Below are 21,369 nucleotides of genomic sequence, written 5' to 3'. Positions count from 1 at the left end.
GCTCAGAACCGGAAGAACACCTGCAACTGGCTCTGCCAGGTGCCATTGGCATCCATGGCCGCGGAGACTGACGTGGTCGGTGTCAGCCGATAGGAGACCGTTCCTTGTGGAGGAACGTCGGTTGTGTTCGGTGCCATCAGAACGGAAAGGTTGAACCGGTCGGTCAACGCCACACCAAACTCCGTCACCACTGTGAGTGTTGGTGAAACACGGCCGGAGGTGCGCTCCTTCTCTGATTTCACCTCGGGGTTGACGTAGGTGGGGAAAATCGCCACCTGAAGCCGTTGCCCCATGGCATCGGTCAACGTGCCCAGCACCGGTGAGAGCAGCGACTGACTCAGCATCGTGGCCAACGCGGCGCCACCGGTTCCACCCAGGGAAGCCAGGGTGTTGCCACCGATCAAACCCAACAGCTGTTGCTCGCTCATCGGTGGCGAGCTGCGCAGGACCAGGTTGTTGCTTTCACCCAGACGGTTGGCCGGGCCGCTGACCTGGACCATGACCTTCACCAGCCGCAGTTGACCACCGCCGACATAGGCACTGCCCGTTCCATTCGAAGCAAAGAGGTTTGCGCTGGTGATCTGATCGTTGGTGCCCGCACTCACGGTGTCGGCGACCCTGGCTTGCATGGCGATATCCACGTAGGGGACAAGCCCCAGCGAAGGCGTGAACACCGCTGCATTGGCCGCCTGTGGGTCCAAACGCAATGGAGCCAGAGGAGGAACCCAGATCCTGCCGGAATTGAGCTGGATCAAACCTCGTGCCTTAAGCGAGGGATCCAAGGGGCCGTTCAACGTGACGGCACCTCCCCCTTTGAAGCTGATCCAGGGGGGCATCAGCACCTCGATATCAGGGCCGAGGGCCAGCCGAAGGTTCTCAAAGCGGATAGCCGGCAGTTTCGGCATGAACCGTTGCAGCTGATCCGGAGCTTGGATGGATCGGTTGGGACCCATCAGGACCAGAGGTTCCTGGAAGTCCCACTCCTCCTCCAGAAGTGTGTTCAACGCCTGAGTACCGAGCTGCACCGCCGCTGAGGAGCCCTCCACCCCGGTGGGTACCAGAGCTTGAAGACCGCCCCGACGCAACCGTCCGAAGAAGCCGGACTGGGGCCGAAGCGTGCCCCGCGACAGGTCCAGATCTCCGGAGAGGACGGGTTGCACCAAAGCTCCAGACACCTGCAGTTCGCCATCGGCCTGGAACTGCACGATCGGCTGTCGAATCTGAGCTTGGCTGAGTTGCAGGGTGAGCGGTGAAGACCCGCTCTGGGGGGTGAACAAGCCAAGGCTTCCTGAACCGCGCAACAAGCCGCCGCGGCCCACTTCAGCCTCCAGGCGTTGCACCAAGACGCGATCGAAATCGAACAGGATCGAGGCGTTGATCCGACTCAGCTCCTGTTCACCGATGCTGAGATCTCCATTGCTGACTACGACAAAGCCATTGGCTTGCGGTTGGTTCAACGGCCCGCGCAGCAACAGCCGCAGATTGGTGCTGCCCCGCTTCACGGCCAGGGAATCCCCAGCCAGAAGCGTCAACACGCCAAGGGCATCCCCATGGCTTTCCAGCCTCAGGTTCAAATCCGAATCGGGGCTGAAGCGCACCGTGCCGGCCACGGTGACGGCTTCCTTGCTCTCGCCTCCCTTCAGGGCCAGGTTCAAGCGGATCAACTCACGCTCAACGACAACCGATCGCTGCTCCAACTGCAGGGGCTGGCCCGCCAGGCTGGCGGAGTCGAGCAACAGATCGGAAACCAGCAGGGGGGCCGTTCCGCTGAGGTCGTAGCGGCCGCGGATGCCAACACTGCCGCGGAGCTGCGGCGGCACAGGAACCAACAACGCCAGCAGAGAGAGCGGGACCTGCAGCAGGGAGAGGTCACCGGATCCACCGAGCAACGGGCCGCGAAGCGTGGCAACCATCGGTTCAAGCTGTAGTGCCTTGGCCTGGTCATCCCCTTCAATCCAAAGGTGGGCCTTGGCGATCAGATCGGCCTTCAGGCGCTTTGGATCAGGACCGTCGATCGTTCCCGACAGATTGACCCGCCCCTCCAGACGCTCCAGCTCAGGGCCCTTGCGGGGGTGAGCCAGGGCATAGGCCTCAAGCGCCCGGCGCGATGCCGCCAGAGCTTGCAGCTGACCATCAAGCGACCCACCAAAGGTGTTGATGAACAGGGTTCCGAGATCCTCTGCACGGCCGGGGGCCAGGCCCGGTTCGGGATCGCTCCCTCTCAACTGACGGGCCAGAAGCGTCAGCCAGGTCACATCCAGGCCTTCTGCCTCGATGCCGCTGTGCATCCAGCCACCCAGGTCGCCACGGGCCTTCAGCCGAATGCTGCCCTGCAAGAGCGCCAGTGCTGCATCGGCCTGAAAACGCCCATCCCCGAGGGAACCCTCCAGCTCGAGGCTCTGCACGGCAACCCCCGCCATCGAGCCGTCCGCAATGACGGCAGACCCACGGATCGCGAGGGGGCCCGTGGCAAGGCTCCCTGAACCCGAGAGCTGACCTGCCACCGCTTTGGGCTGGTTGACCGGAGGCACGATGAAACGAAGTCCATCGATGTTGAGGTCCGCTGCACGCCAGTGATAGCGGCGTTGCTCTCCAGCCGGAGCCAGCCCGTGCAAGCGCAACTCCCCCTCACCACGGCGCAAGAGCACGGTCTTGGGCCAAGCATCGGCATCGAGTTCAGCCACGAGCGAGCCGGGCACGGCAGGCTGCTGGGCCGCCATCGCCAGACGAGCACCACGGCCCAGTTCACCGTTGAGGCTGCCTTGCCAGCGTTCGGGAACCTGCAAGGCACCAACGCGGGGTTGATTCAGCGTCAGGCTGATGTCGGGCTGAAGCCCCGACAGAGGACCCTTCACGCGCCCCCGCGCCGCCACCTGCCCGCCCAGCGGCGTACCGATCAAGGGGGTGAAACGGCTCAGGTTGAAAGGTTGGAGTTCAAAGCCGCTCTGAAGCTCACCGGTTTGCAACCGCCCCTGCGCCAGTTTCACAGGAAGGCGCGCTTCCGCCAGCAACAGCGGACTGGTGAAGTGATCCAGCACCAGGGCGGAGTCCTGCGAGGACCATCGGGTCTGAAACGACCATTCGTCCAGCAAAGGGTTGGACGCCTGGCCAAGCTTCAGGCTCAGCTCCGGTGACGCCAACCCACCACTGACGTCGACGCTTCCAAGGAGCGGAGCGGTTTGGCCCAGTCCGGCCTGCAGGGTCGGCAGCGCAGACCAGAAGCGGGGATCGATCTGAAGCTCCGTGCTGCGCAGATCCAATCGGGATCCAATCGTCCCGGCCAGCCCGAAGCGCAGTCCCGGGGCACTGAGGCGGAGTCTGTCCACGGCAACAGACGGTTGCTGGTCTTTCAACCAGGGGGTGCGCCACTGAGCGTCCAGCGTCAGGGCTGTGTTGAGCCCTATGACCTCAGGCAGCTGGATCTCACCATCAGCACTCCACCGGGGCTCCCCCCAGGGGCCCTGGATCCTGAGCTTCAACCGGTCCTGGCTTGCAGAGCTGAGGTCTGTACGGCGAACGTCAGCCTGGAGATCAAAGCTCTTGTTCAAGGCAACGGACCCTGAGGCCCGAGCCTCAAAGGCTCCAAAACGCAGTGTTGCGGGCTGCAAAATGAGTTGATCGCCCTTGCAAGCGACCCTGAGGCGATTGCTGTTCAGCGCAGCAATTTCGAGACGCTTGAGACTGAGCCCACCTCGACAGTTCAACGACCCATCGGCCCAGCCGATCTGAACATCTCCCTCCAAGGTTCCAGAGGCATCCAGATCCTGAGCGGGGGCGATGACGGCCCCCAACGGTTTCAGGTTGAGCCGATCCAGCCGCGTTCGAAGCCTGAAGCGAGGGCGATCCCAATGCCCTTGTGCATCGAGCCGCAGCACCCCTTCTGCGTCGCGCCAGCGAAGTTCCGATACGGTACTGAATAAAGCCTCCCCGAGCCGCACTGCGCCCTGACTGCGGAGTTCAAGGGTCTGCTGCTGAGGACCGAAACGGAGCAATGCAGGATCGGCCAACCGGTACTGCACGCCAAGTCGTGGCAGAGTGCCGTCGCCGCTCAGGGGCCCAAAGGTCCAGTACCGACCAGCCTCATTGGCCTGCAACTGACCACGCAGCCTGTGCACCGTGATCTGCAGAACCGGCTGCAGACGCCGAAGACTCGCCAAGGGAGCAAGGCCCACCTCAAGCCCCGCCAGGCTCAGTTCAGAACGATCCGCCGCAGACGGCAGGATTCGACTCGGCCCGATGGCGATCCCCAGGCCCAAGGGGCGAAGTCCTTCGTAAGGGCCAAGATCCACGTCGTGGCCCAGAGGACCCGACAACGTGCGCTCCAAGCTGGGGCGCGCACGGCTCAGGATGCCTTCGGCAGCGTGGTCAAGGGCGATCAAGCCTGCTGCTCCAGCCCCGACCAGAACAAAACTTCCCGCAACCAACCAGGTCCTGCGCCGCGTTTTCCCCATCAGACGCGGCGATCTCCCCGGAATATCGCGCAATATAAGGAGACTGTTTTCAGTCCACCAGACCCCATGGCCTTCGATCAGCTGCTGCTTACTGCCGCTCCCTGGCTGGGTTGGTCTGGGCTTGGGCTTGGAGCGCTAACGGCAGTTGCCTTTCTCGCCAAGTGGGGCATTCGGTTTCGACTGGTCGGCGTGAGCAGCTTCACCCTGCTGCTGGCCGTGAGTTGCTGGGCATTCGGCGTGAGCTACACACCGCCAGTGGTGGTGGAGGGTGCCGTGCGGGCACCGATCGTGTTCGATAACGGCAACGACCTGGTGGTCGCCCAGGTTCCTGCCGACTTGGCCCCAACAACAGTTCAAGCCACCCTGGAGCAATTGGAGGGCAACCTGCGCGGCTCAGGTCGCTCCAGCAGCACCGTGCTGGTGCGGTTGCGGGGCATCCAGCCGGAGGGCGATGGGCTGGGACGCCCCGTCATCCTGGGCGAGGTGAGCAAGACCTTGCGTTGATGCCGAACTTCAACGACGCGATCGAGGAGCTCCCCCAGTCGTTTCGCAGGGAACAACAGGAACTTGATCGAGCCGGTATCAAGCGCTGGTCCAGCATTCGTGATCTAACGGATCTGCAACTGAGCCAACTCGCCCGCAGTGGCCAGGCTTCGGCCCGAAACCTCAAGCGGCTGCGGGGCATGGCCGATTTGGTCTGCCGCTTGGAATTGCCTCCCCAGGACGCCGCGCTGCTGATGCATGCGGGCATCGCCACGCCCGCCGCACTGGCGGCATGCACCCCCGAACGTCTCGTGCGCCAGACCGGAAGGCTGGAGCGCAGCCTTGGAACCAAACGGCCTGCCGTGGTGGATCTGCGGGTTGCCGGCGATTGGATCCGCCGCGCCAGGCAACTGACGAACTGACCCCAGCCACCCTGCCTTGGCATCCAAAACTGCGTATGAACCTGTTATGGGCTTGAAACTCCTACGCACAGCTTTGATCGCTCTGGCGCTCCTGGGCTCACCATTGCTCGTGGTTGCCGCTGACTCGGACTTGCTCAACAGCGTCAAACGCAATCCAGAAAAAGCAAAAGCCATGTGCCGTTCGTTCCGGCAAATGAACGCCAACGGCCGATCGCCATTCTCCAAGCCCCATATCAACAAGGTCGCCGCCAGCGAGAAGCTGAGTTTTCAGGATGCGGAAATCCTCATGACCTACATCGTGGGGATGCATTGCGCCGATGTCCGCTGAGACCAGCGGAATTGTCTGCCGATCTGCAGCGCTGAAGACGGCCGATGGCGTGGTGCTGCGTTCACGGTTGTGGCATCCAAGCGGCGAAGGCCCCTGGCCTGCCCTGCTGATGCGGCAGCCCTACGGCAGCCGCATCGCCTCAACCGTGACCTACGCCCACCCCAGTTGGTGGGCGTCCCATGGCTTCCTGGTGGTCGTTCAGGACGTCCGAGGACAAGGCGAGTCGGAGGGACGTTTCCGGGGGTTTGGTCAGGAAACAGCCGACACCAGCGCCACCCATGCCTGGGTGCGGCAGCTGCCGGAATGCAATGGACGCCTGGGGGTCTACGGGTTTTCGTATCAGGGCCTGACCCAGCTCACCGCAGCTGAATCGGCCCCACCGCCGGAGTGCACCGCTCCGGCGATGACCGGCCTGGACGAACGACGCCATTGGAGTTGTGAAGGCGGTGCCCACTGGTGGCACCTTGGCCTGGGCTGGGGGCTGCAGCTGGCGGCCCTCCAGGCCCAGCGACGCGGAGATGCAACGGCCTGGCTGGAGATCCGCCGCAGCCTTGAAGACAACCGCTATCTGCGGGACGGACCAACCCTGCTGGAGCGCCATGACCCCGAAGGCATGGCCTGGAGCTGGTTGAACAACGACCCCAGCAACGATCAGCATTGGACGGTTCATCACGCCCCGGAGAGCTGGCTCCAGCGGCCGATGCTGTTGATCGGTGGATGGTGGGATCCGCATCTGGTGGGTCTGCTGGACCTCTGGCATCGCAGCCAAGCGGCAGGCGGGCAGCCATCCCTGCACATCGGGGCTGCCTCCCATCTGCAGTGGTGGCCGGAAACCCAGCAGCTGATGCTTCAGTTCTTCCAACAACATCTGCAGGATCGCCCCCCGCAGGAACCGCAGCCCAGTCACCAGCTCTGGAACATCACCCAGCATCAGTGGAACGCGATCCCCGCACCCGCCACGGGCAGGTCAGCGTCATGGGGACTGCGCAGCCATGGACTGGCCTGCATCGACCCAAGTGAAGGCGCCCTTGTGGCGGATGGAGAAGGAGAAGGAAGCGTGGTCATCGTTCATGACCCGTGGCGAGCGGTTCCGGCCATCGGGGGACACCTCGGAACAAACCCTGGCCCCGCTGAGCGCACGGCCGTGGATCAACGCAGCGACGTCGCGACATTCACCACCGCACCCCTGGTCGATGAGCTGCTGCTGTCAGGTCAACCGCACCTCGTGTTGGACGCCGAAGCGGACCAGCCCGGGTTTGATCTTTGCATCAGCCTCTCGCGCCTTCCCGCGGAAACCAACAGCGTTGATCAACTGAGCACGGGAGTCGTCCGGATTCGCGGAGAGGAGGCGTTGCAGCCAGCCAGGCGCAGCGTGACCCTCCAGCCGCTGCACGCGAGCCTGGCTTGTGGCGATCGACTGAGGATCTCCGTTGCCGCAGCAGCGTGGCCCGCCATTGGCGTCAACCCTGGCCACGATGCCGTGCCCTGCGGAGCACCAAGCCCAGAGCATCGTGTGGTGACGCTGACACTGAAACTTGCTGACTCCACCCTGCAGCTGAACCCCTTTGATTCCGGCAGACTGAAGCTCGACTGACCTTTGTGCTTTGAAGCTCTCCGCTGCCCTGCTGGCCATCGCTCTGTCGGCTCCCATGGGGTTGATCAGTCCCGCAGCAGCAGAGCAACTCACCAAAACCGAACTCACCCCAGGCCAAGCAACAGCGGCGGCTGAATTGCTGCTGGAGGCCCTTAAAGAGCGCCAGGGAGACGTCATGCACGACGCCCTAGCCGCCCCCGTGCAAGCCAGTATCGATGTGAACACCGTCCAAGCGCGCCTGGACCAACGCGCAGCCATTGATGCAACCCGCGTTGTCAGCGTGACCCCTGGCTACAACACAACAACCATCGATGCGGTGGTGACCACTGCATCCGGTGACGAAGGGATGCTGATGGTGCTGGATGAGGACGGCAAACTGCTCGCCTGGAAGTGGAGCGACCGGATCCTGCCGATCGAAACAACGGCCCTCGACTTCACCCGCGACCTGGCAGCAGGACGCTGGATTGCCGCGCGATCCAAGATGTCCCTCCAACTCCAGGAGGATCTGGCCCCGGGAGACCTGGAACGCAAATGGACCAAGCTCAGCCAGGTGTCGGGTGGGTTCCGCAAGGTCAAGGACGCTGTGATCGCCCATCAAGGCGGCGATCAGCAGCTCGTGCTGGTGGCTGTCGCCTTCGGCCAGGCCACAACCAACCTGTTCGTGATCTTTGACGCAAACGGTCGGATCATCAACGTCGACATTTCCAGAGACTTCGTCTGATCAACAGCGGATCTGTTTCGTAAATCGGGCTTAACATCTCGCCCAATTCACAGATCTCCCATGGGTGTCGCCGCAGTCCTCGACTGGATGGTGCAGGACGGCGAACGGTTGGCGAATTGTCGCCATGACCACCCGTTTGCGGTGCTTGGTCCTCAAGCCTCGGATCAGGGTTGGACCGTGCGGATGTGGATGCCGGAAGCCCAAAAAGTCACCCTGTTGCAGGCTGGCGACGAGATCGCCATGACAACGCCGAACCACCCCTGGGTGTTCGAGGCCCAGCTCAACAGAGACCCCGGCTGCACGTACCGGGTCAGGGTTGAGCGGGGCGGGATCGTGCACGAACAACACGACCCCTGGGCCTTCCGCGGCGAATGGATGGGCGAAGTGGATCGCCACCTGTTTGCTGAAGGCAACCATCACCACATCTGGCAAAAGATGGGTGCCCACCTCACCGAGCGTGACGGGGTCAAGGGTGTGATGTTTTGCCTGTGGGCGCCCAGCGCTCTCACTGTCTCCGTGATTGGAGATCTGAATTCATGGGACGGACGTCACCACCCCATGCAGCAACGCGTCGGAGGGATCTGGGAACTGTTCATCCCCGGCCTCGAGGAGGGGCATCTCTACAAGTACGAAATCCGTACCCAAGAGGGCCACTGCTACCAAAAGGCTGATCCTTACGGCTTCCAGCACGAGGTCCGCCCAGACAACAGCTCCGTTGTGGCTCGCCTGGGCGGATACCAATGGTCCGATCAGGGCTGGATGCAGAAGCGCGACAGCAGCAACGCGCTTGATCAACCGATCTCGGTGTATGAAATGCACCTGGGCAGCTGGATCCACGCCTCAGCGGACGAGCCCTGGATTCAACCCGACGGCACCCCTCGAACGCCCGTTCCCGCAGCGGAGATGAAACCAGGCGCTCGCCTGCTCACCTACGCCGAACTCGCCGATCGCCTGATTCCCTACGTCAAGGAGAGAGGCTTCACCCACATCGAGGTGATGCCGATCACCGAGCATCCCTTCGACGGCTCCTGGGGCTATCAGGTGACGGGTTGGTATGCCCCCACCAGCCGTTACGGAACGCCCGATGAATTCCGGACCTTCGTGGATCGCTGTCACGCCGAAGGCATCGGCGTGATCATCGACTGGGTTCCGGGCCACTTCCCGAAGGATGCCCACGGCCTGGCCTTCTTTGATGGCACCCATCTCTATGAGCACAGTGATCCCCGGATCGGAGAACACAAGGAATGGGGAACGCTGATCTTCAACTACAGCCGCAACGAGGTTCGTAATTTCCTCGTCGCAAACCTGGTGTTCTGGTTCGAGCAGTTCCACATCGATGGCATTCGCGTGGATGCCGTGGCCTCGATGCTCTATCGCGACTACCTGCGTCCCGACGGGGAATGGCTGCCCAATGAGAACGGTGGTCGGGAGAACACCGAAGCCGTTCGCTTCCTGCAGCAGGCCAACCACGTGCTGTTCCAGCACTTCCCAGGGGCCCTCTCGATCGCGGAGGAATCAACCACCTGGCCGATGGTGACGCAGCCCACGGACAGCGGCGGCCTCGGATTCAACCTCAAATGGAACATGGGTTGGATGCACGACATGCTCGATTACTTCGAGCTGGACCCGTGGTTCCGCCAGTTCCACCAGAACAACATCACGTTCTCGATCTGGTACACCTACACCGAGAACTTCATGCTGGCCCTGAGCCACGATGAAGTGGTGCACGGGAAGAGTCATCTCCTGCACAAGATGCCGGGAGATGACTGGCAGAAGTACGCCAACACCCGGGCGTTGCTCTCCTACATGTGGACGCACCCCGGCAAGAAGACGATCTTCATGGGGATGGAGTTCGGCCAGCGGGCTGAATGGAATGTATGGGGCGATCTCCAGTGGGATCTGCTCAACTACGACCCCCACAAGGGCATCCAGCGTTTGGTGGATGACCTCAACGTTCTCTACAAGGCAGAACCGGCCCTCTGGCGGGACGACTTCGACCAGTTCGGCTTCCAGTGGATCGATTGCAACGACAACCGCCACTCCGTGATCAGCTTCATGCGTCGGGAGAGTGCCAGCGGCACCTGGCTGGTGGTGGTGGCGAACTTCACGCCCCAAAGTCACTCCCACTACCGCGTGGGCGTTCCTCTCTCTGGGTTCTACGAGGAGATCTTCAACTCTGATGCAGCCAAGTACGGCGGCAGCAACCTCGGCAACATGGGCGGCAAACCAACAGACGAATGGGGCATCCACGGCTACGAGAACTCCTTGGATCTCTGCCTGCCGCCGCTGAGCCTGATGGTGTTCAAGCACGACCCGAAACGCAGCCTGAGCAGCAGCGAGCCGGACAACATCGTGTGACGAACGTGATGACAAAGAGGGGATAAAGCTCTAGCCAAGGCCTCGATTCGGGTAGGTTTCCGGCTGACCTGACCGGGCTTGATGAGCGACTCTTTACCCCTGCTCCTGCGTGCTGCGCGCGGTGAATCGGTGGAGCGTCCTCCGGTGTGGATGATGCGCCAGGCCGGTCGCTACATGAAGATCTACCGGGACCTGCGGGACAAGTACCCCAGCTTCCGTGAGCGTTCCGAAAACCCTGATCTCTCCTATGAGATCTCGATGCAGCCGTTTCACGCCTTCAAGCCCGATGGCGTCATCCTGTTCTCCGACATCCTCACGCCCCTACCGGGGATGGGAATCGATTTCGACATCATCGAGAGCAAAGGCCCCCAGATCGGCGATCCAATCCGGAGCATGGCCCAGGTGGATGCCCTGCGCCCCCTCACCCCCGCCGAGTCGATGCCGTTTGTGGGTGAAGTGCTGGGTCGTCTGCGTCAAAGCGTTGGCAACGAAGCAGCGGTTCTCGGCTTCGTTGGTGCCCCCTGGACCCTGGCCGCCTACGTGGTGGAGGGCAAGAGCAGCAAGAACTACGCGGTGATCAAGGCCATGGCCTTCCGCGAACCCGAAATCCTGCACAAGCTGCTCGACCACTTCGCCGAGTCGATCGCCAATTACCTGCGCTATCAGATTGATTCCGGCGCCCAGGTGGTGCAGATGTTTGATTCCTGGGCGGGCCAGCTGAGCCCAGCGGACTACGACACCTTCGCTGCCCCTTATCAGAAGAAGGTGGTGGATCTGGTCAAGCAAACGCACCCCGACACCCCCTTCATCCTCTACATCTCCGGCAGCGCCGGCGTGATCGAGCGGATGGCCAACACCGGTGTTGACATCGTTTCGCTGGATTGGACCGTGGACATGGCCGAAGCACTGGCCCGTTTGCCGGAGCACGTTGGTGTTCAGGGCAACGTGGATCCCGGCCTGCTGTTCGGCACCCCGGAGGCGATTGAGGCCCGCATCGATGACTGCGTGCGCAAGGCCCGCGGCCGCAAGCACATCCTCAACCTCGGCCATGGAATCCTGCCGGGTACACCGGAAGAGAATGGTGAAGCCTTCTTCCGGGCCGGCAAGAGCGTGATGGACCGTCTCGGGGCCGTCGTTTGACCCGCATCCTGGTGACCGGCGCCAGCGGATGCGTCGGTCAGTACATTTCCCGCTGGCTTCTGGACCACTCCGATGCCGAGCTGCTGCTCTGGCTGAGGGACCCCGCCAAACTCACCGCTGTTCCAGCAGACCATCCCCGCATCCGCCTCTTGTTGGGGGACCTGCGGGACACCGACCGTTTTGCCCAAGAGCTGGCCTCGGTGAACCGGGTAATTCACACCGCCACAGCCTGGGGTGACCCCGAGCGGGCCGAACAGGTGAATGTGGTGGCTGTGAAACGGATGCTGGCGCTTCTGGATCCCAGCAAACTCGAGCAGATCATTTACTTCTCAACGGCCAGCGTGCTCGATCGGCACCTGCGCCCCCTGCCGGAAGCTCTGGCCTACGGCACGGAATACATCCAAACCAAGGCTCGCTGCCTCAGGGATCTGGAGCAGCACCCGCTAGCCAGCAAAGTCGTGGCGGTGTTTCCCACCTTGGTGTTCGGTGGACGGGTTGACGGCACCAGCCCCTTCCCCACCAGCTACCTCACCGAAGGTTTGGCTGAAGTCAGCCGTTGGCTCTGGCTGGCCCGCTGGCTTCGGGTGGATGCGAGCTTCCACTTCATCCATGCGGAAGACATCGCCCGCATCTGTGGCCTGTTGGCCACACGCCCCCATGAACCGAACCGAGAACCCGGGCAAGGCGCCCTGCGCCGGGTGGTGATGGGACAACCGGCCATCTCGGTGAACGACACCGTGAGAACCCTCTGCCGCTGGCGCGGTGTGGCCCGAACGCCCGGCATTCCGCTCTGGCCATGGCTAATTGAGACCTTGATTCGCGTTCTGCCAATCGAAGTGAATGCCTGGGACCGGTTCAGCATTCGCCAGCGCCACTTCATTCATGACCCGGTGACGCAGCCGGAACGTTTCGGTGGCAGCAGCCATGCCCCTGACTTGGCAACAGTTCTTAGCGATTCCGGTCTACCCAACCGCGGAACCCCCAGACCGGCGCGTAAGGTCAATACATCGACCTAGCACTTTCATGCGCTCCGTCATCCGCACCATTGCAGCTGCCTGCTGCGCCTTCCTGATGCTGATCGGCCTCAACGTCGGCAGCGCTCAAGCCGCCACTGTTGAAGTGAAGCTCGGCACCGACGGCGGCATGCTGGCTTTCGAGCCCGCCACCGTGAACATCAAGGCCGGCGACACCGTCAAGTTCGTCAACAACAAACTGGCTCCTCACAACGCTGTTTTCGAAGGTCACGACGAGTACAGCCACTCTGATCTCGCCTTCAACCCCGGCGAATCCTGGGAAGAAACCTTCGCCACCGCTGGCACTTACGACTTCTATTGCGAGCCCCACCGCGGTGCTGGCATGGTCGGCAAGGTGGTTGTTGAGTGATTCCTGGATTTCTGAGGAAATCTCCGAACATCTCAAACTGAACTGAAAGCCTCGAGCTGTGTATCAACCACAGCTCGGGGTTCTTTTTTTTGCCAGCAACGATGGATAGCTTGGGGCATTGAGGGGGGTTGCGATGGCACGCTTATCAGGCCTGATCCTGACGTTGCTGTTGATCGTTGGCGCAACAGGTCTGCTGTCTGCTCCGGCAATAGCGATCGACACGATGGAAAGCTCCGCCTTGGAGCGAGGTGAGCAGATTTTCAACAGCAACTGTGCGGCCTGTCACATGGGTGGCGGCAATGTGATCCGCGCCAACCGAACGCTGAAGATCAGCGACTTGAACGACCATGTGGAGGCCTACTCCAGCTCCCCGCTGGAGGCCCTGGAGCATGAGATCGAGGATGGGCTGAATGCCATGCCCAGCTATGCCGACAAACTAAGTGAAGAAGAGATCATGGCGGTGGCTACCTACGTTGAACAACGGGCCGAATTTGGCTGGTCCAGGCGATGAGTCGGGAAGCTCTTCGGGATTTTCTGCGGGCTGTGGAGCACCACCAGGGCTTGCGGCGTGATGCAGCCCAATGCCGTGATGACGATCAACTGTTGGCCCTGGCACGCCGCCACGGCTTCAATGTAATTCAGCGGGATCTCTGCGACGACGCCCGCGAATCAGCCATCACCAGCTGGTTCGAAACCAGCCGGATCCAGCGCTCTTTTCAATCAACACCCTCCCAATCAACACCCCCGCAATCACCAAAGACCTGATGGCCGTTGTCACCCTGCTCAGTGATTTCATCGACGGCACCAGCATGGCCCTGGCGGAAGACACCGATGCCGCCGATCTGAACGCCTTCATGACCGCCAATCAAGGCCGACTCTGGGCGAGCGTGCAGCAGCGCCGCCGGCAGCGACAGCAAACCATCAAGCGGCGAGGTCCGGGAACGGTGTATTTCGCCGCGGACGCCCCAGGGGCTGCCGCCGTGGAGCGCTACCTCGGCAGTGAAACGGGCTCAGCTGAGGAAGCAGCGGCACTGCAGGAGATGCGGAGCGCTGGGGTGGAGATCGCCCCCCATGTGGGAGCAGACCGTGAACGGGATGTTCTGCTCAACGGCCGGTTGAAGGACCTGACGACCCAGGCCAAGGCCAAGGGTTTTGGTTGAAGCCATGGGCGATGCAGCGATGACACTTCCTGAGAACCCGCTTGGCCTGCAGAGTTTTGACGAGTTGGTGGAGTGGACCGTGTCCTACCTCCACTTCAAACACGCCCTGGAGGTGATTGCCTTCACCCCAGAGGCCGCAACGTCGTATCTCGATCGCTTCAGCGCGTTCAGCAGCCGCTATGCCACGGAAATGAAAAAACAGGACATCCTTGAGGCCCGCCTCCCCAAAGAGATGCGGGAGAGCATCGAAGCCGAAAACTCTCACCGCGCACTTCTACGGGAGCTGCTCAACGGCTGATCAGACACCAACTTCGATCCGAAGATGATTTGATCGTCGTGTTGTTCACATGGGAAAAATCCATCCAGAACAACATTTAAAGCGCCCCCAATTGAGCCGAAAAGCGAAGATCAGCCCCCATCAACTTGGCAACCAACCAGGGCACCACCAACTGCGCCAGCAGGAATCGACCATATCCAATTGTCCTTTTTCGCAAGAGCACCTCCCAAAGCACCACCCAGAACACCACCGGCCAACGTTCCTTCCAAACAAGAGTTGTTGTCTTCCTTGCCAGGTTTCACAACAACAGGACGTGCATCAGTTGTGGAATGAGAATGATGGTCATGGGCGACATATCCCTCCCGATGCTTATGACTCTTCTTCCCATGAAAATGCATGTTCTTGGGACATGGTCGTTCAACCCTGACCTCACGACTGCTCACGTAACCAGGGTTTTCACGCGTACCAGGGTGGTATTTCTCAACATATTCATTCTTGTAGCAAGTTTTTGCGCGTGAATAACTCTTGTGAGCGAGAGCTGGCTGTTGCAACAAGGGGATGAACAGATTCCCCGCAAGAAAAGCAAGCAAGACTTTTTTCATTAATCCAACATCACATGCATTTAATCATCGTACAACGGCTTTCCACTGCAAACATGTCTTGGCATGTCTGAGGTGCGACAGAATGTGTCCAGCCAACATGAAAACCAATTTCTTCAAGTTTGAGTGCTGGCAGATCACGTCAACTGAAACCAGATCACTCAATAGATTCGTGGCAAATTCCCTCATTTTCATCCCCCGATTGAGGGATCTTTGAACATGCCTCGATCCCCAAACCAGGGACGTGATGAATCAATCTTGAACTTGTGCAATCCATCCTCGAAGACCTTTAAAACGCGGACGACTGCCATCGCAGCAGCAAAGTGCCTAGGACGACGCTTTTGCTGCTTGCAGTACCGCGAGATAGAGATCCTCGTCGATTTCCCGGATGTCGTACTCCGTGGGTTTCACACCATGGTGGTGCTCATGCACCACCATCCAACAGCTGCGTTCCAGCTCACCGCCAGCCGTTGCTGCGAGCGCCAGGCCCTGCTGCACGAGTGAGTCCACCAGCGGCTGATCAGGCATTGGCATCCAAGGGTTCGGCAAACTCTAAAAAGACACCCCGGTTTGCCGCTCCCTGGTGTGGGGACCGATCCAAAGGCTTCGGTTTGCCCCCACTGAAAACGGAACAAGCCCCATACGGTGAACCCAGTTGAAACGCATCCGAGATGCAACCCACGGCGGAACAGTTCACCGAACAAGCCTGGGCCGCCATCGTCGCCGCCCAGCAACTGGCGCAGAGCGCCAGGCATCAGCAACTTGAAACGGAGCATCTGCTGCTTGCGCTGTTGCAGCAGAACGGTCTGGCTGGACGCATTCTCAGCAAAGCAGGGGTCGACGTCGGCAATTTCCAGGCGGCCGTCGACAGCCATCTCAGGCAGCAGCCCAGTCTTGGCTCTCCATCGGAATCGGTGTTTCTGGGACGCTCCCTCAACAGCTGCCTGGATCGCGCCGAAACAGCCCGCGATGGTTTCAGTGACAGCTACATCGCCATCGAACATCTGTTGCTGGCCATTGCCGACGATGAACGCTGCGGCAGACAACTGCTCAGCCAAGCGGGCGTTGACACCAGCAAACTCAAAGAAGCCATTACAGCCGTGCGAGGCAACCAGACGGTGACCGATCAAAACCCGGAAGGGACCTATGAATCGCTTGAGAAGTACGGACGGGACCTGACGGCCGCCGCCCGTGACGGAAAGCTGGACCCGGTGATCGGTCGCGACGAGGAGATCCGGCGCACCATCCAGATCCTCAGCCGGCGCACCAAAAACAACCCCGTGCTGATCGGCGAACCCGGGGTCGGCAAGACCGCCATTGTTGAGGGATTGGCGCAGCGCATCGTGAATGGCGATGTGCCCCAGGCCTTGCAGAACCGTCAGCTCATCGCCCTCGACATGGGAGCCCTGATCGCCGGTGCGAAATACCGCGGTGAGTTCGAGGAACGGCTCAAAGCTGTTCTCAAGGAGGTCACCGCCTCGGAAGGCCAGATCGTGCTGTTTATCGATGAAATCCACACGGTGGTGGGCGCTGGCGCCACCGGTGGAGCCATGGATGCCAGCAATCTGCTCAAGCCGATGCTGGCTCGGGGGGAACTGCGCTGCATTGGCGCCACCACCCTCGACGAGCACCGCCAGCACATCGAAAAGGACCCCGCCTTGGAGCGTCGCTTCCAGCAGGTGCTGGTGGATCAACCCAGCGTGGAAGACACGATTTCAATCCTGAGGGGCCTGAAGGAGCGCTATGAGGTGCATCACGGTGTGCGCATTGCCGACAGTGCCCTGGTGGCTGCTGCTGTGTTGAGCAGCCGCTACATCGCCGACCGCTTCCTGCCCGACAAGGCCATCGATCTGGTGGATGAGTCGGCCGCCCGCCTCAAGATGGAGATCACCTCCAAACCGGAGGAGATCGATGAAATCGATCGCAAGATCCTGCAGCTGGAGATGGAGAAGCTCTCCCTCGGCCGTGAATCCGACAGCGCCAGCCAGGAACGCTTGCAACGGATTGAACGGGAACTGGCGGAACTGGGCGAACAGCAAAGTTCCCTGAATGCCCAGTGGCAGCAGGAGAAAGGAGCGATCGATGAGCTGTCGTCGCTCAAGGAAGAGATCGAACGGGTGCAGCTGCAGGTGGAACAGGCCAAACGCAGCTACGACCTGAACAAAGCAGCGGAACTGGAATACGGCACCCTGGCCTCGCTGCAGAAGCAGTTGCTCGAACAGGAAGCCCAGATCGCCTCAGAGGAGCCTGGCGAGAAAGGCTTGCTGCGGGAGGAGGTGAGTGAAGACGACATCGCCGAGGTGATCGCCAAGTGGACCGGAATCCCTGTGGCGCGGCTGGTGCAGAGCGAAATGGAGAAGCTGCTGCAGCTGGAGGATGACCTGCATCAGCGGGTGATCGGCCAGCACCAGGCCGTCACCGCCGTCGCCGATGCGATTCAACGGTCCAGGGCGGGGCTGAGCGATCCGAACCGCCCCATCGCCAGCTTCCTTTTCCTCGGCCCTACGGGTGTGGGCAAGACGGAACTCTCCAAAGCCCTCGCCAACAGGCTGTTCGACAGCGATGACGCCATGGTTCGCATCGACATGTCGGAGTACATGGAGAAGCACACCGTGAGCCGTTTGATCGGGGCACCTCCCGGCTACGTGGGCTATGAGGCCGGTGGCCAGCTCACCGAAGCGGTGCGTCGTCGGCCCTACGCCGTGATCCTGTTCGACGAGGTGGAGAAAGCCCACCCGGATGTGTTCAACGTGATGCTGCAGATCCTCGATGACGGCCGTGTCACCGATGGGCAGGGCCGCACCGTGGACTTCACCAACACCGTGCTGATTCTCACCAGCAACATCGGCAGCCAGTCGATCCTTGAGCTGGCCGGCGATCCCGAGCAGCATGGAGCGATGGAAAGCCGGGTGAATGACGCTCTCCGGGCCCATTTCCGGCCGGAATTCCTCAATCGCCTCGACGATCAGATCATCTTCCACAGCCTCAGGCGGGAGGAACTGCGCCAGATCGTCACCCTTCAGGTGGAACGTCTGCGCCAGCGGCTGGCTGAGCGCAAGCTGGAGCTCAGCCTGAGCGATGGGGCCGCCGACTGGCTTGCCAATGCTGGATACGACCCCGTCTATGGGGCACGACCGCTGAAACGCGCTGTGCAGCGGGAACTGGAGACACCCATTGCCAAAGCGATCCTGGCGGGTCGTTACAGCGAAGGGCAGGCGATCAGCGTGGAGCTGGAAGCGGACGCGTTAGCCCTGCGCTGAAAACCAGGCGGGAACAGCGCTGTAGGTGGCGGCATTGCGGCTGTTCTCCCGCGCCTCCACGCCAAAGCAACAGGTGCGACCGCCGTCCCGCTCCCGCAGCAGCTCATTGGCCCAAGTCCAGATCAAGGCCGCCGTTGCCTCCATGCCCACGTTCTCCATCACGCGGAGATCAATGGCCTGGAGGTCATGCAACCGCTGCCATTCCGCCAGCAGTGGATCGTCGGCATTGACCAGAAAGGTGTGGTCGAACTGCTGCCTCAGGCGTTCTTCGAAGGGGCGAAGGCTGGAGAAATCAACAACAAACCCGCAGGCATCCAGCTCCGTTGCGGCGAACCAGAGGTTGAAACTGCGGCTGTACCCATGCACGAAGCGGCAATGGCCCTGGTGGCGCCACTGACGGTGACAGCAGGGATAGCCGCTGAAGGCTTTGCTGCAGCTGTAGGGGGTCGGAGAAACGAGCAAGGGGCGAAAACGCGGAATGGAGCACGCTGCGGGAAGATTCAGGCGTTGCCCGAATGTCCGAGGCCTGATGCAGCCCCTCAGCCCCGCCTTCATTGACCAACTCCGTTTTAACGAAGCGGGGCTGATTCCAGCTGTGGCCCAGGACTGGCTGGACGGGGCGGTGCTGATGGTGGCCTGGATGAACCGGGAGGCCATCGAAGCCACCCTGCGCAGCGGTGAGGTGCATTACTGGAGCCGCTCACGCCAGGAGCTTTGGCACAAGGGGGGCACTAGTGGTCACGTCCAGACCATGCGGGAGATCCGCTACGACTGTGATGCCGACGTGCTGCTGGTGATCGTGGAGCAGGCTGGGGATGTGGCCTGCCACACCGGCTCCCGCAGCTGTTTCTATGAAAACAGCGATGCACGAACCAAAGGTGGAGCCGAGGCTTTAGCGCCACCAACGGATGCCTGCACCGAACTATTCCGGGTGATCGAAGGGCGACGCGAGCAGCCGGAGGAAGGCAGCTACACCAACAAGCTGCTGGCAGGGGGAGACAACAGCATCCTCAAAAAAATCGGCGAGGAGAGTGCTGAATTCGTGATGGCCTGCAAAGACGACAACGCCGCCGAGATCGCCGGCGAAGCGGCCGACATCATCTTCCACATGCAGGTGGCCCTGGCCCATCACGGCGTGAGCTGGCGGCAGGTGCAGGAAGTGCTGGCCGCACGACGGGGTGCCCCGCGCCGACACTAAGGCAGACAGGGGCTGTCGCTGCTGATCACCACTTCATCGCCAAGCTCCACGGTGTCCAACAACACCCCCATGGTGAGCTTTCCGGCATTGATGCAACCGCCAGTCACCGCCTTGCCGATCCGGGACTCGTCATTGGTGCCGTGAATGGCGAAGCTGTACCAGCGAAAGACGCCGTCGTAGGTGTTGAAACGGAAGGGCTGCTCTGTGGCAGGCACAGGAGCCAGGCTGATGTAACCGATGCCGTATTCCCCGGTTTCCCCATCACCTTTGAAGTCGATGGAGTTCATGTTGGTGAAGAGGCTCTCGCGCAGCTCCTCTTCTGATTTGCCGGATTGCTCCACCAGTGCCGGATCCATCTCGAAGCGGTCGTTGCTGAGGATGGCGTTGACCTGAAAGGTTCCAAGCGGAGTGACGCCCTCTTCAAAGGTGGTGCCTTCACAGGCAATGCCATGGCGACCATGGCCAACGGTGAAACGCAACGGCCCCTCAGCACGATCCAACACACCTTCGCTGGCGGCTGGATTGCTGCCGTCCAGCTGAATCCGAATCGGTGCTCGAACCTGTGGGTCCTGCTGGGGCAGGCTGTTGTTGGAACGACAACCCACCAGACTCAGCAGCAGACCAGCCAGCGCCAGAGAACGGATCAGGTGCATCGATCAACCACGACTGCCGGCAGCATGCCGCGCCCGAATGGTGACGTCACTCAAGTGATTCAGATTCGGCCGGTTCGATGGGCTTTCGAAGCGTTGAACCGAAACGGGTGGATTGCTGCATGACCCACGCCAGCGTGAGGCGATCCCGCTGCGATGGCACCAACACCGGACGCTCGCCCTGGCTGATCGCCAGAACATCAGTGGGAACAGGACTGTGGCCCCAAAGGCCAAAGGCGTGGCCCAGCTCATGCAGAGCGGTGGCCTGCAGTGCTTCCGCTCGCAGCCCTGGTGACACCATCACCTTCACCAGGGGTTCAAGCCTTCGGCGGCCCTGGCGCTGCACGTCCACAACCTGAAGCTGTGTGCGTCCGTTGCTGGCGCGCCACACCCCAGCAACCTGCCGGCGGGCCGGACGCTGCCGATGAATCAACACGTTGGCCTGGTCCGGATTGTCCACCAGCGTGAGCGGAACCAGTGCACCCCAGGTGGTCAGCGCCGATGACACTTGATCAAACCAACGTTGGTCCCAGCGGTTGGCCGGCGTGGCGGCGGCGGGCTGAACCCACACGCACCAGTGCTTCAACACCGGAGGGCCCAGGGAGGTGGTGGCGATGGAGGAGGCATAGCCCGGCCTTTGGCCTGGAGGCTGGCGTTCCAAAGCCACCTGCAGGATTCGAACCTGCTGTTGCGGAGGACAGAGCTCGGGCTGCATCAGGCGGCGGGAAGACCCACACCGCGGGCCATCAGGGTGGCCATCAACGGAATGCTGGCGAAGCCGACCAGTTCAATGTTGATGATCCAGGCCAGACGCTTGGCCAGGGCTTCGCTCACCTTCGGCAGCTCACCCTTGCGCAGGGGAATCGCCCAGAGGATGTAGGTGATCGTGGGGTACAGCGACAGGCCTCCCACGGAGAGGTACAGACCAACCTTCCACCAGAACAAGGGATTCTGGGTGTAGAACTCAGCCCCCTGGCCGAAGTGGATCACCCGCAGGATCCCACTGACCAGAAGTGCCAGGGCAGCGATGCCATAAACGATGTCGGTGATCACCATCGCCGTGGCCTCCTGGCGATTCGGATCCGCTTTGATCAGCTTCCGCTCCAGCACCAGAGCGCCAAAACAGAGCATGAAGCTGAGGTAGTGAACGTAGGCAACGCCAGCGTTTTTGGCGATGTCGGACGTGAGAGCGACGGCCAGGGGCATGGTCGTGGCGGCGGAAGGTGCGGCGACCTTAGCCACCCAATTGAATTAACAATGAAAGATTCACTTCAGTAACAGGAAGAAAGAGTGAAATAGCGCACAAAGTATTAATTCGGGAGTCTTTATTATGACCGCCAGAAAA

The 21,369-nt window shown here is 61.3% G+C and carries 22 protein-coding genes; 15 read left to right on the top strand and 7 right to left on the bottom strand.

The genetic code is table 11. From position 1 onward, the window contains the following. Positions 1-2: 2 nt before the first annotated feature. The gene (locus DXY35_RS09390) at positions 3-4,451 is read right to left on the bottom strand and encodes a translocation/assembly module TamB domain-containing protein (protein WP_244273069.1); all 4,449 of its coding nucleotides are present in this window, start codon (positions 4,449-4,451) and stop codon (positions 3-5) included. A gap of 66 nt (positions 4,452-4,517) precedes the next feature. On the opposite strand from DXY35_RS09390, the gene DXY35_RS09385 reads away from it, so the two are divergent. The 13 genes from DXY35_RS09385 (at position 4,518) to DXY35_RS09325 (ending at position 14,338) form a co-directional block, all read left to right on the top strand. Beyond that, a complete protein-coding gene (locus DXY35_RS09385; protein ID WP_115082080.1) occupies positions 4,518-4,955 on the top strand; it encodes a Ycf51 family protein in 438 nt (145 codons plus the stop codon). Further along, the gene (locus DXY35_RS09380; RefSeq protein ID WP_115082079.1) at positions 4,955-5,356 is read left to right on the top strand and encodes a DUF4332 domain-containing protein; all 402 of its coding nucleotides are present in this window, start codon (positions 4,955-4,957) and stop codon (positions 5,354-5,356) included. Before DXY35_RS09385 ends, DXY35_RS09380 begins: the two co-directional genes overlap by 1 nt. A gap of 46 nt (positions 5,357-5,402) precedes the next feature. Further along, positions 5,403-5,684, top strand: coding sequence for a hypothetical protein (locus DXY35_RS09375; RefSeq protein WP_244273067.1), 282 nt, complete (start codon positions 5,403-5,405; stop codon positions 5,682-5,684). Beyond that, positions 5,674-7,278, top strand: a complete 1,605-nt coding sequence (locus DXY35_RS09370) for a CocE/NonD family hydrolase (RefSeq protein ID WP_115082078.1) — start codon at positions 5,674-5,676, stop codon at positions 7,276-7,278. The genes DXY35_RS09375 and DXY35_RS09370 overlap by 11 nt, the downstream gene beginning before the upstream one ends. A gap of 10 nt (positions 7,279-7,288) precedes the next feature. Next, a complete protein-coding gene (locus tag DXY35_RS09365) occupies positions 7,289-7,999 on the top strand; it encodes a DUF3887 domain-containing protein (protein ID WP_115082077.1) in 711 nt (236 codons plus the stop codon). A 60-nt stretch (positions 8,000-8,059) separates the two neighbouring features. Continuing rightward, positions 8,060-10,357, top strand: coding sequence for a 1,4-alpha-glucan branching protein GlgB (gene glgB / locus DXY35_RS09360; RefSeq protein WP_115082076.1), 2,298 nt, complete (start codon positions 8,060-8,062; stop codon positions 10,355-10,357). A gap of 81 nt (positions 10,358-10,438) precedes the next feature. Beyond that, a complete protein-coding gene (gene hemE, locus DXY35_RS09355; protein ID WP_115082075.1) occupies positions 10,439-11,497 on the top strand; it encodes a uroporphyrinogen decarboxylase in 1,059 nt (352 codons plus the stop codon). Continuing rightward, positions 11,494-12,513 (top strand): NAD(P)-dependent oxidoreductase, encoded by a 1,020-nt coding sequence (locus DXY35_RS09350; protein WP_115082074.1) that lies wholly within the window; start codon positions 11,494-11,496, stop codon positions 12,511-12,513. Before hemE ends, DXY35_RS09350 begins: the two co-directional genes overlap by 4 nt. A 7-nt stretch (positions 12,514-12,520) precedes the next feature. Next, entirely contained in the window at positions 12,521-12,880 is a 360-nt protein-coding gene (gene petE, locus DXY35_RS09345) for a plastocyanin (RefSeq protein WP_006851002.1), read from the top strand. A gap of 133 nt (positions 12,881-13,013) precedes the next feature. Continuing rightward, positions 13,014-13,391, top strand: coding sequence for a c-type cytochrome (locus DXY35_RS09340; protein ID WP_115082073.1), 378 nt, complete (start codon positions 13,014-13,016; stop codon positions 13,389-13,391). Beyond that, positions 13,388-13,645 carry a Nif11-like leader peptide family natural product precursor gene (locus DXY35_RS09335; protein WP_170950578.1) on the top strand — a complete coding sequence of 86 codons (258 nt, stop codon included), beginning with the start codon at positions 13,388-13,390 and terminating at the stop codon, positions 13,643-13,645. Before DXY35_RS09340 ends, DXY35_RS09335 begins: the two co-directional genes overlap by 4 nt. Next, positions 13,645-14,040, top strand: coding sequence for a hypothetical protein (locus DXY35_RS09330; RefSeq protein ID WP_115082071.1), 396 nt, complete (start codon positions 13,645-13,647; stop codon positions 14,038-14,040). The genes DXY35_RS09335 and DXY35_RS09330 overlap by 1 nt, the downstream gene beginning before the upstream one ends. A 19-nt stretch (positions 14,041-14,059) precedes the next feature. After that, positions 14,060-14,338, top strand: coding sequence for a hypothetical protein (locus tag DXY35_RS09325; RefSeq protein WP_244273065.1), 279 nt, complete (start codon positions 14,060-14,062; stop codon positions 14,336-14,338). A gap of 110 nt (positions 14,339-14,448) precedes the next feature. Here DXY35_RS09325 and DXY35_RS09320 read toward each other — a convergent pair whose 3' ends face one another. Both DXY35_RS09320 and DXY35_RS09315 read right to left on the bottom strand, forming a co-directional pair. Further along, positions 14,449-14,919: a glycine zipper 2TM domain-containing protein gene (locus DXY35_RS09320; RefSeq protein WP_115082070.1), complete on the bottom strand. Its 471-nt coding sequence runs from the start codon at positions 14,917-14,919 to the stop codon at positions 14,449-14,451. Positions 14,920-15,243: 324 nt separating this feature from the next. Beyond that, entirely contained in the window at positions 15,244-15,444 is a 201-nt protein-coding gene (locus tag DXY35_RS09315) for a hypothetical protein (RefSeq protein ID WP_115082069.1), read from the bottom strand. A gap of 143 nt (positions 15,445-15,587) precedes the next feature. Between DXY35_RS09315 and clpB the strand changes: the two genes are divergently transcribed. Beyond that, positions 15,588-18,176, top strand: coding sequence for an ATP-dependent chaperone ClpB (gene clpB / locus DXY35_RS09310; protein ID WP_115082068.1), 2,589 nt, complete (start codon positions 15,588-15,590; stop codon positions 18,174-18,176). On the opposite strand, the gene DXY35_RS09305 is transcribed toward clpB, so the two are convergent. After that, positions 18,162-18,638 (bottom strand): 6-carboxytetrahydropterin synthase, encoded by a 477-nt coding sequence (locus DXY35_RS09305; protein ID WP_115082067.1) that lies wholly within the window; start codon positions 18,636-18,638, stop codon positions 18,162-18,164. The two genes, clpB and DXY35_RS09305, sit on opposite strands and share 15 nt — an antisense overlap. A 67-nt stretch (positions 18,639-18,705) precedes the next feature. Here DXY35_RS09305 and hisIE point away from each other — a divergent pair, with 67 nt between their 5' ends. After that, a complete protein-coding gene (gene hisIE, locus DXY35_RS09300) occupies positions 18,706-19,374 on the top strand; it encodes a bifunctional phosphoribosyl-AMP cyclohydrolase/phosphoribosyl-ATP diphosphatase HisIE (protein WP_115082066.1) in 669 nt (222 codons plus the stop codon). Here hisIE and DXY35_RS09295 read toward each other — a convergent pair. Genes DXY35_RS09295 through DXY35_RS09285 form a run of 3 tightly spaced genes read right to left on the bottom strand, consistent with a single transcriptional unit; the run spans position 19,371 to position 21,230 of the window. Continuing rightward, positions 19,371-20,027, bottom strand: coding sequence for a L,D-transpeptidase (locus tag DXY35_RS09295; RefSeq protein WP_115082065.1), 657 nt, complete (start codon positions 20,025-20,027; stop codon positions 19,371-19,373). The genes hisIE and DXY35_RS09295 overlap by 4 nt on opposite strands. 46 nt (positions 20,028-20,073) lie before the next feature. Further along, the gene (locus DXY35_RS09290) at positions 20,074-20,739 is read right to left on the bottom strand and encodes a peptidase (RefSeq protein WP_115082064.1); all 666 of its coding nucleotides are present in this window, start codon (positions 20,737-20,739) and stop codon (positions 20,074-20,076) included. Continuing rightward, positions 20,739-21,230 (bottom strand): DUF2214 family protein, encoded by a 492-nt coding sequence (locus tag DXY35_RS09285; protein WP_011363983.1) that lies wholly within the window; start codon positions 21,228-21,230, stop codon positions 20,739-20,741. The genes DXY35_RS09290 and DXY35_RS09285 overlap by 1 nt, the downstream gene beginning before the upstream one ends. Between the last annotated feature and the right edge of the window lie 139 nt (positions 21,231-21,369).

The organism is Synechococcus sp. N32 (assembly GCF_900473895.1).
GTDB lineage: Bacteria > Cyanobacteriota > Cyanobacteriia > PCC-6307 > Cyanobiaceae > Parasynechococcus.
Note: the sequence above shows the minus strand (reverse complement) of the source record. Positions and strands in the feature narration are given on the sequence as shown.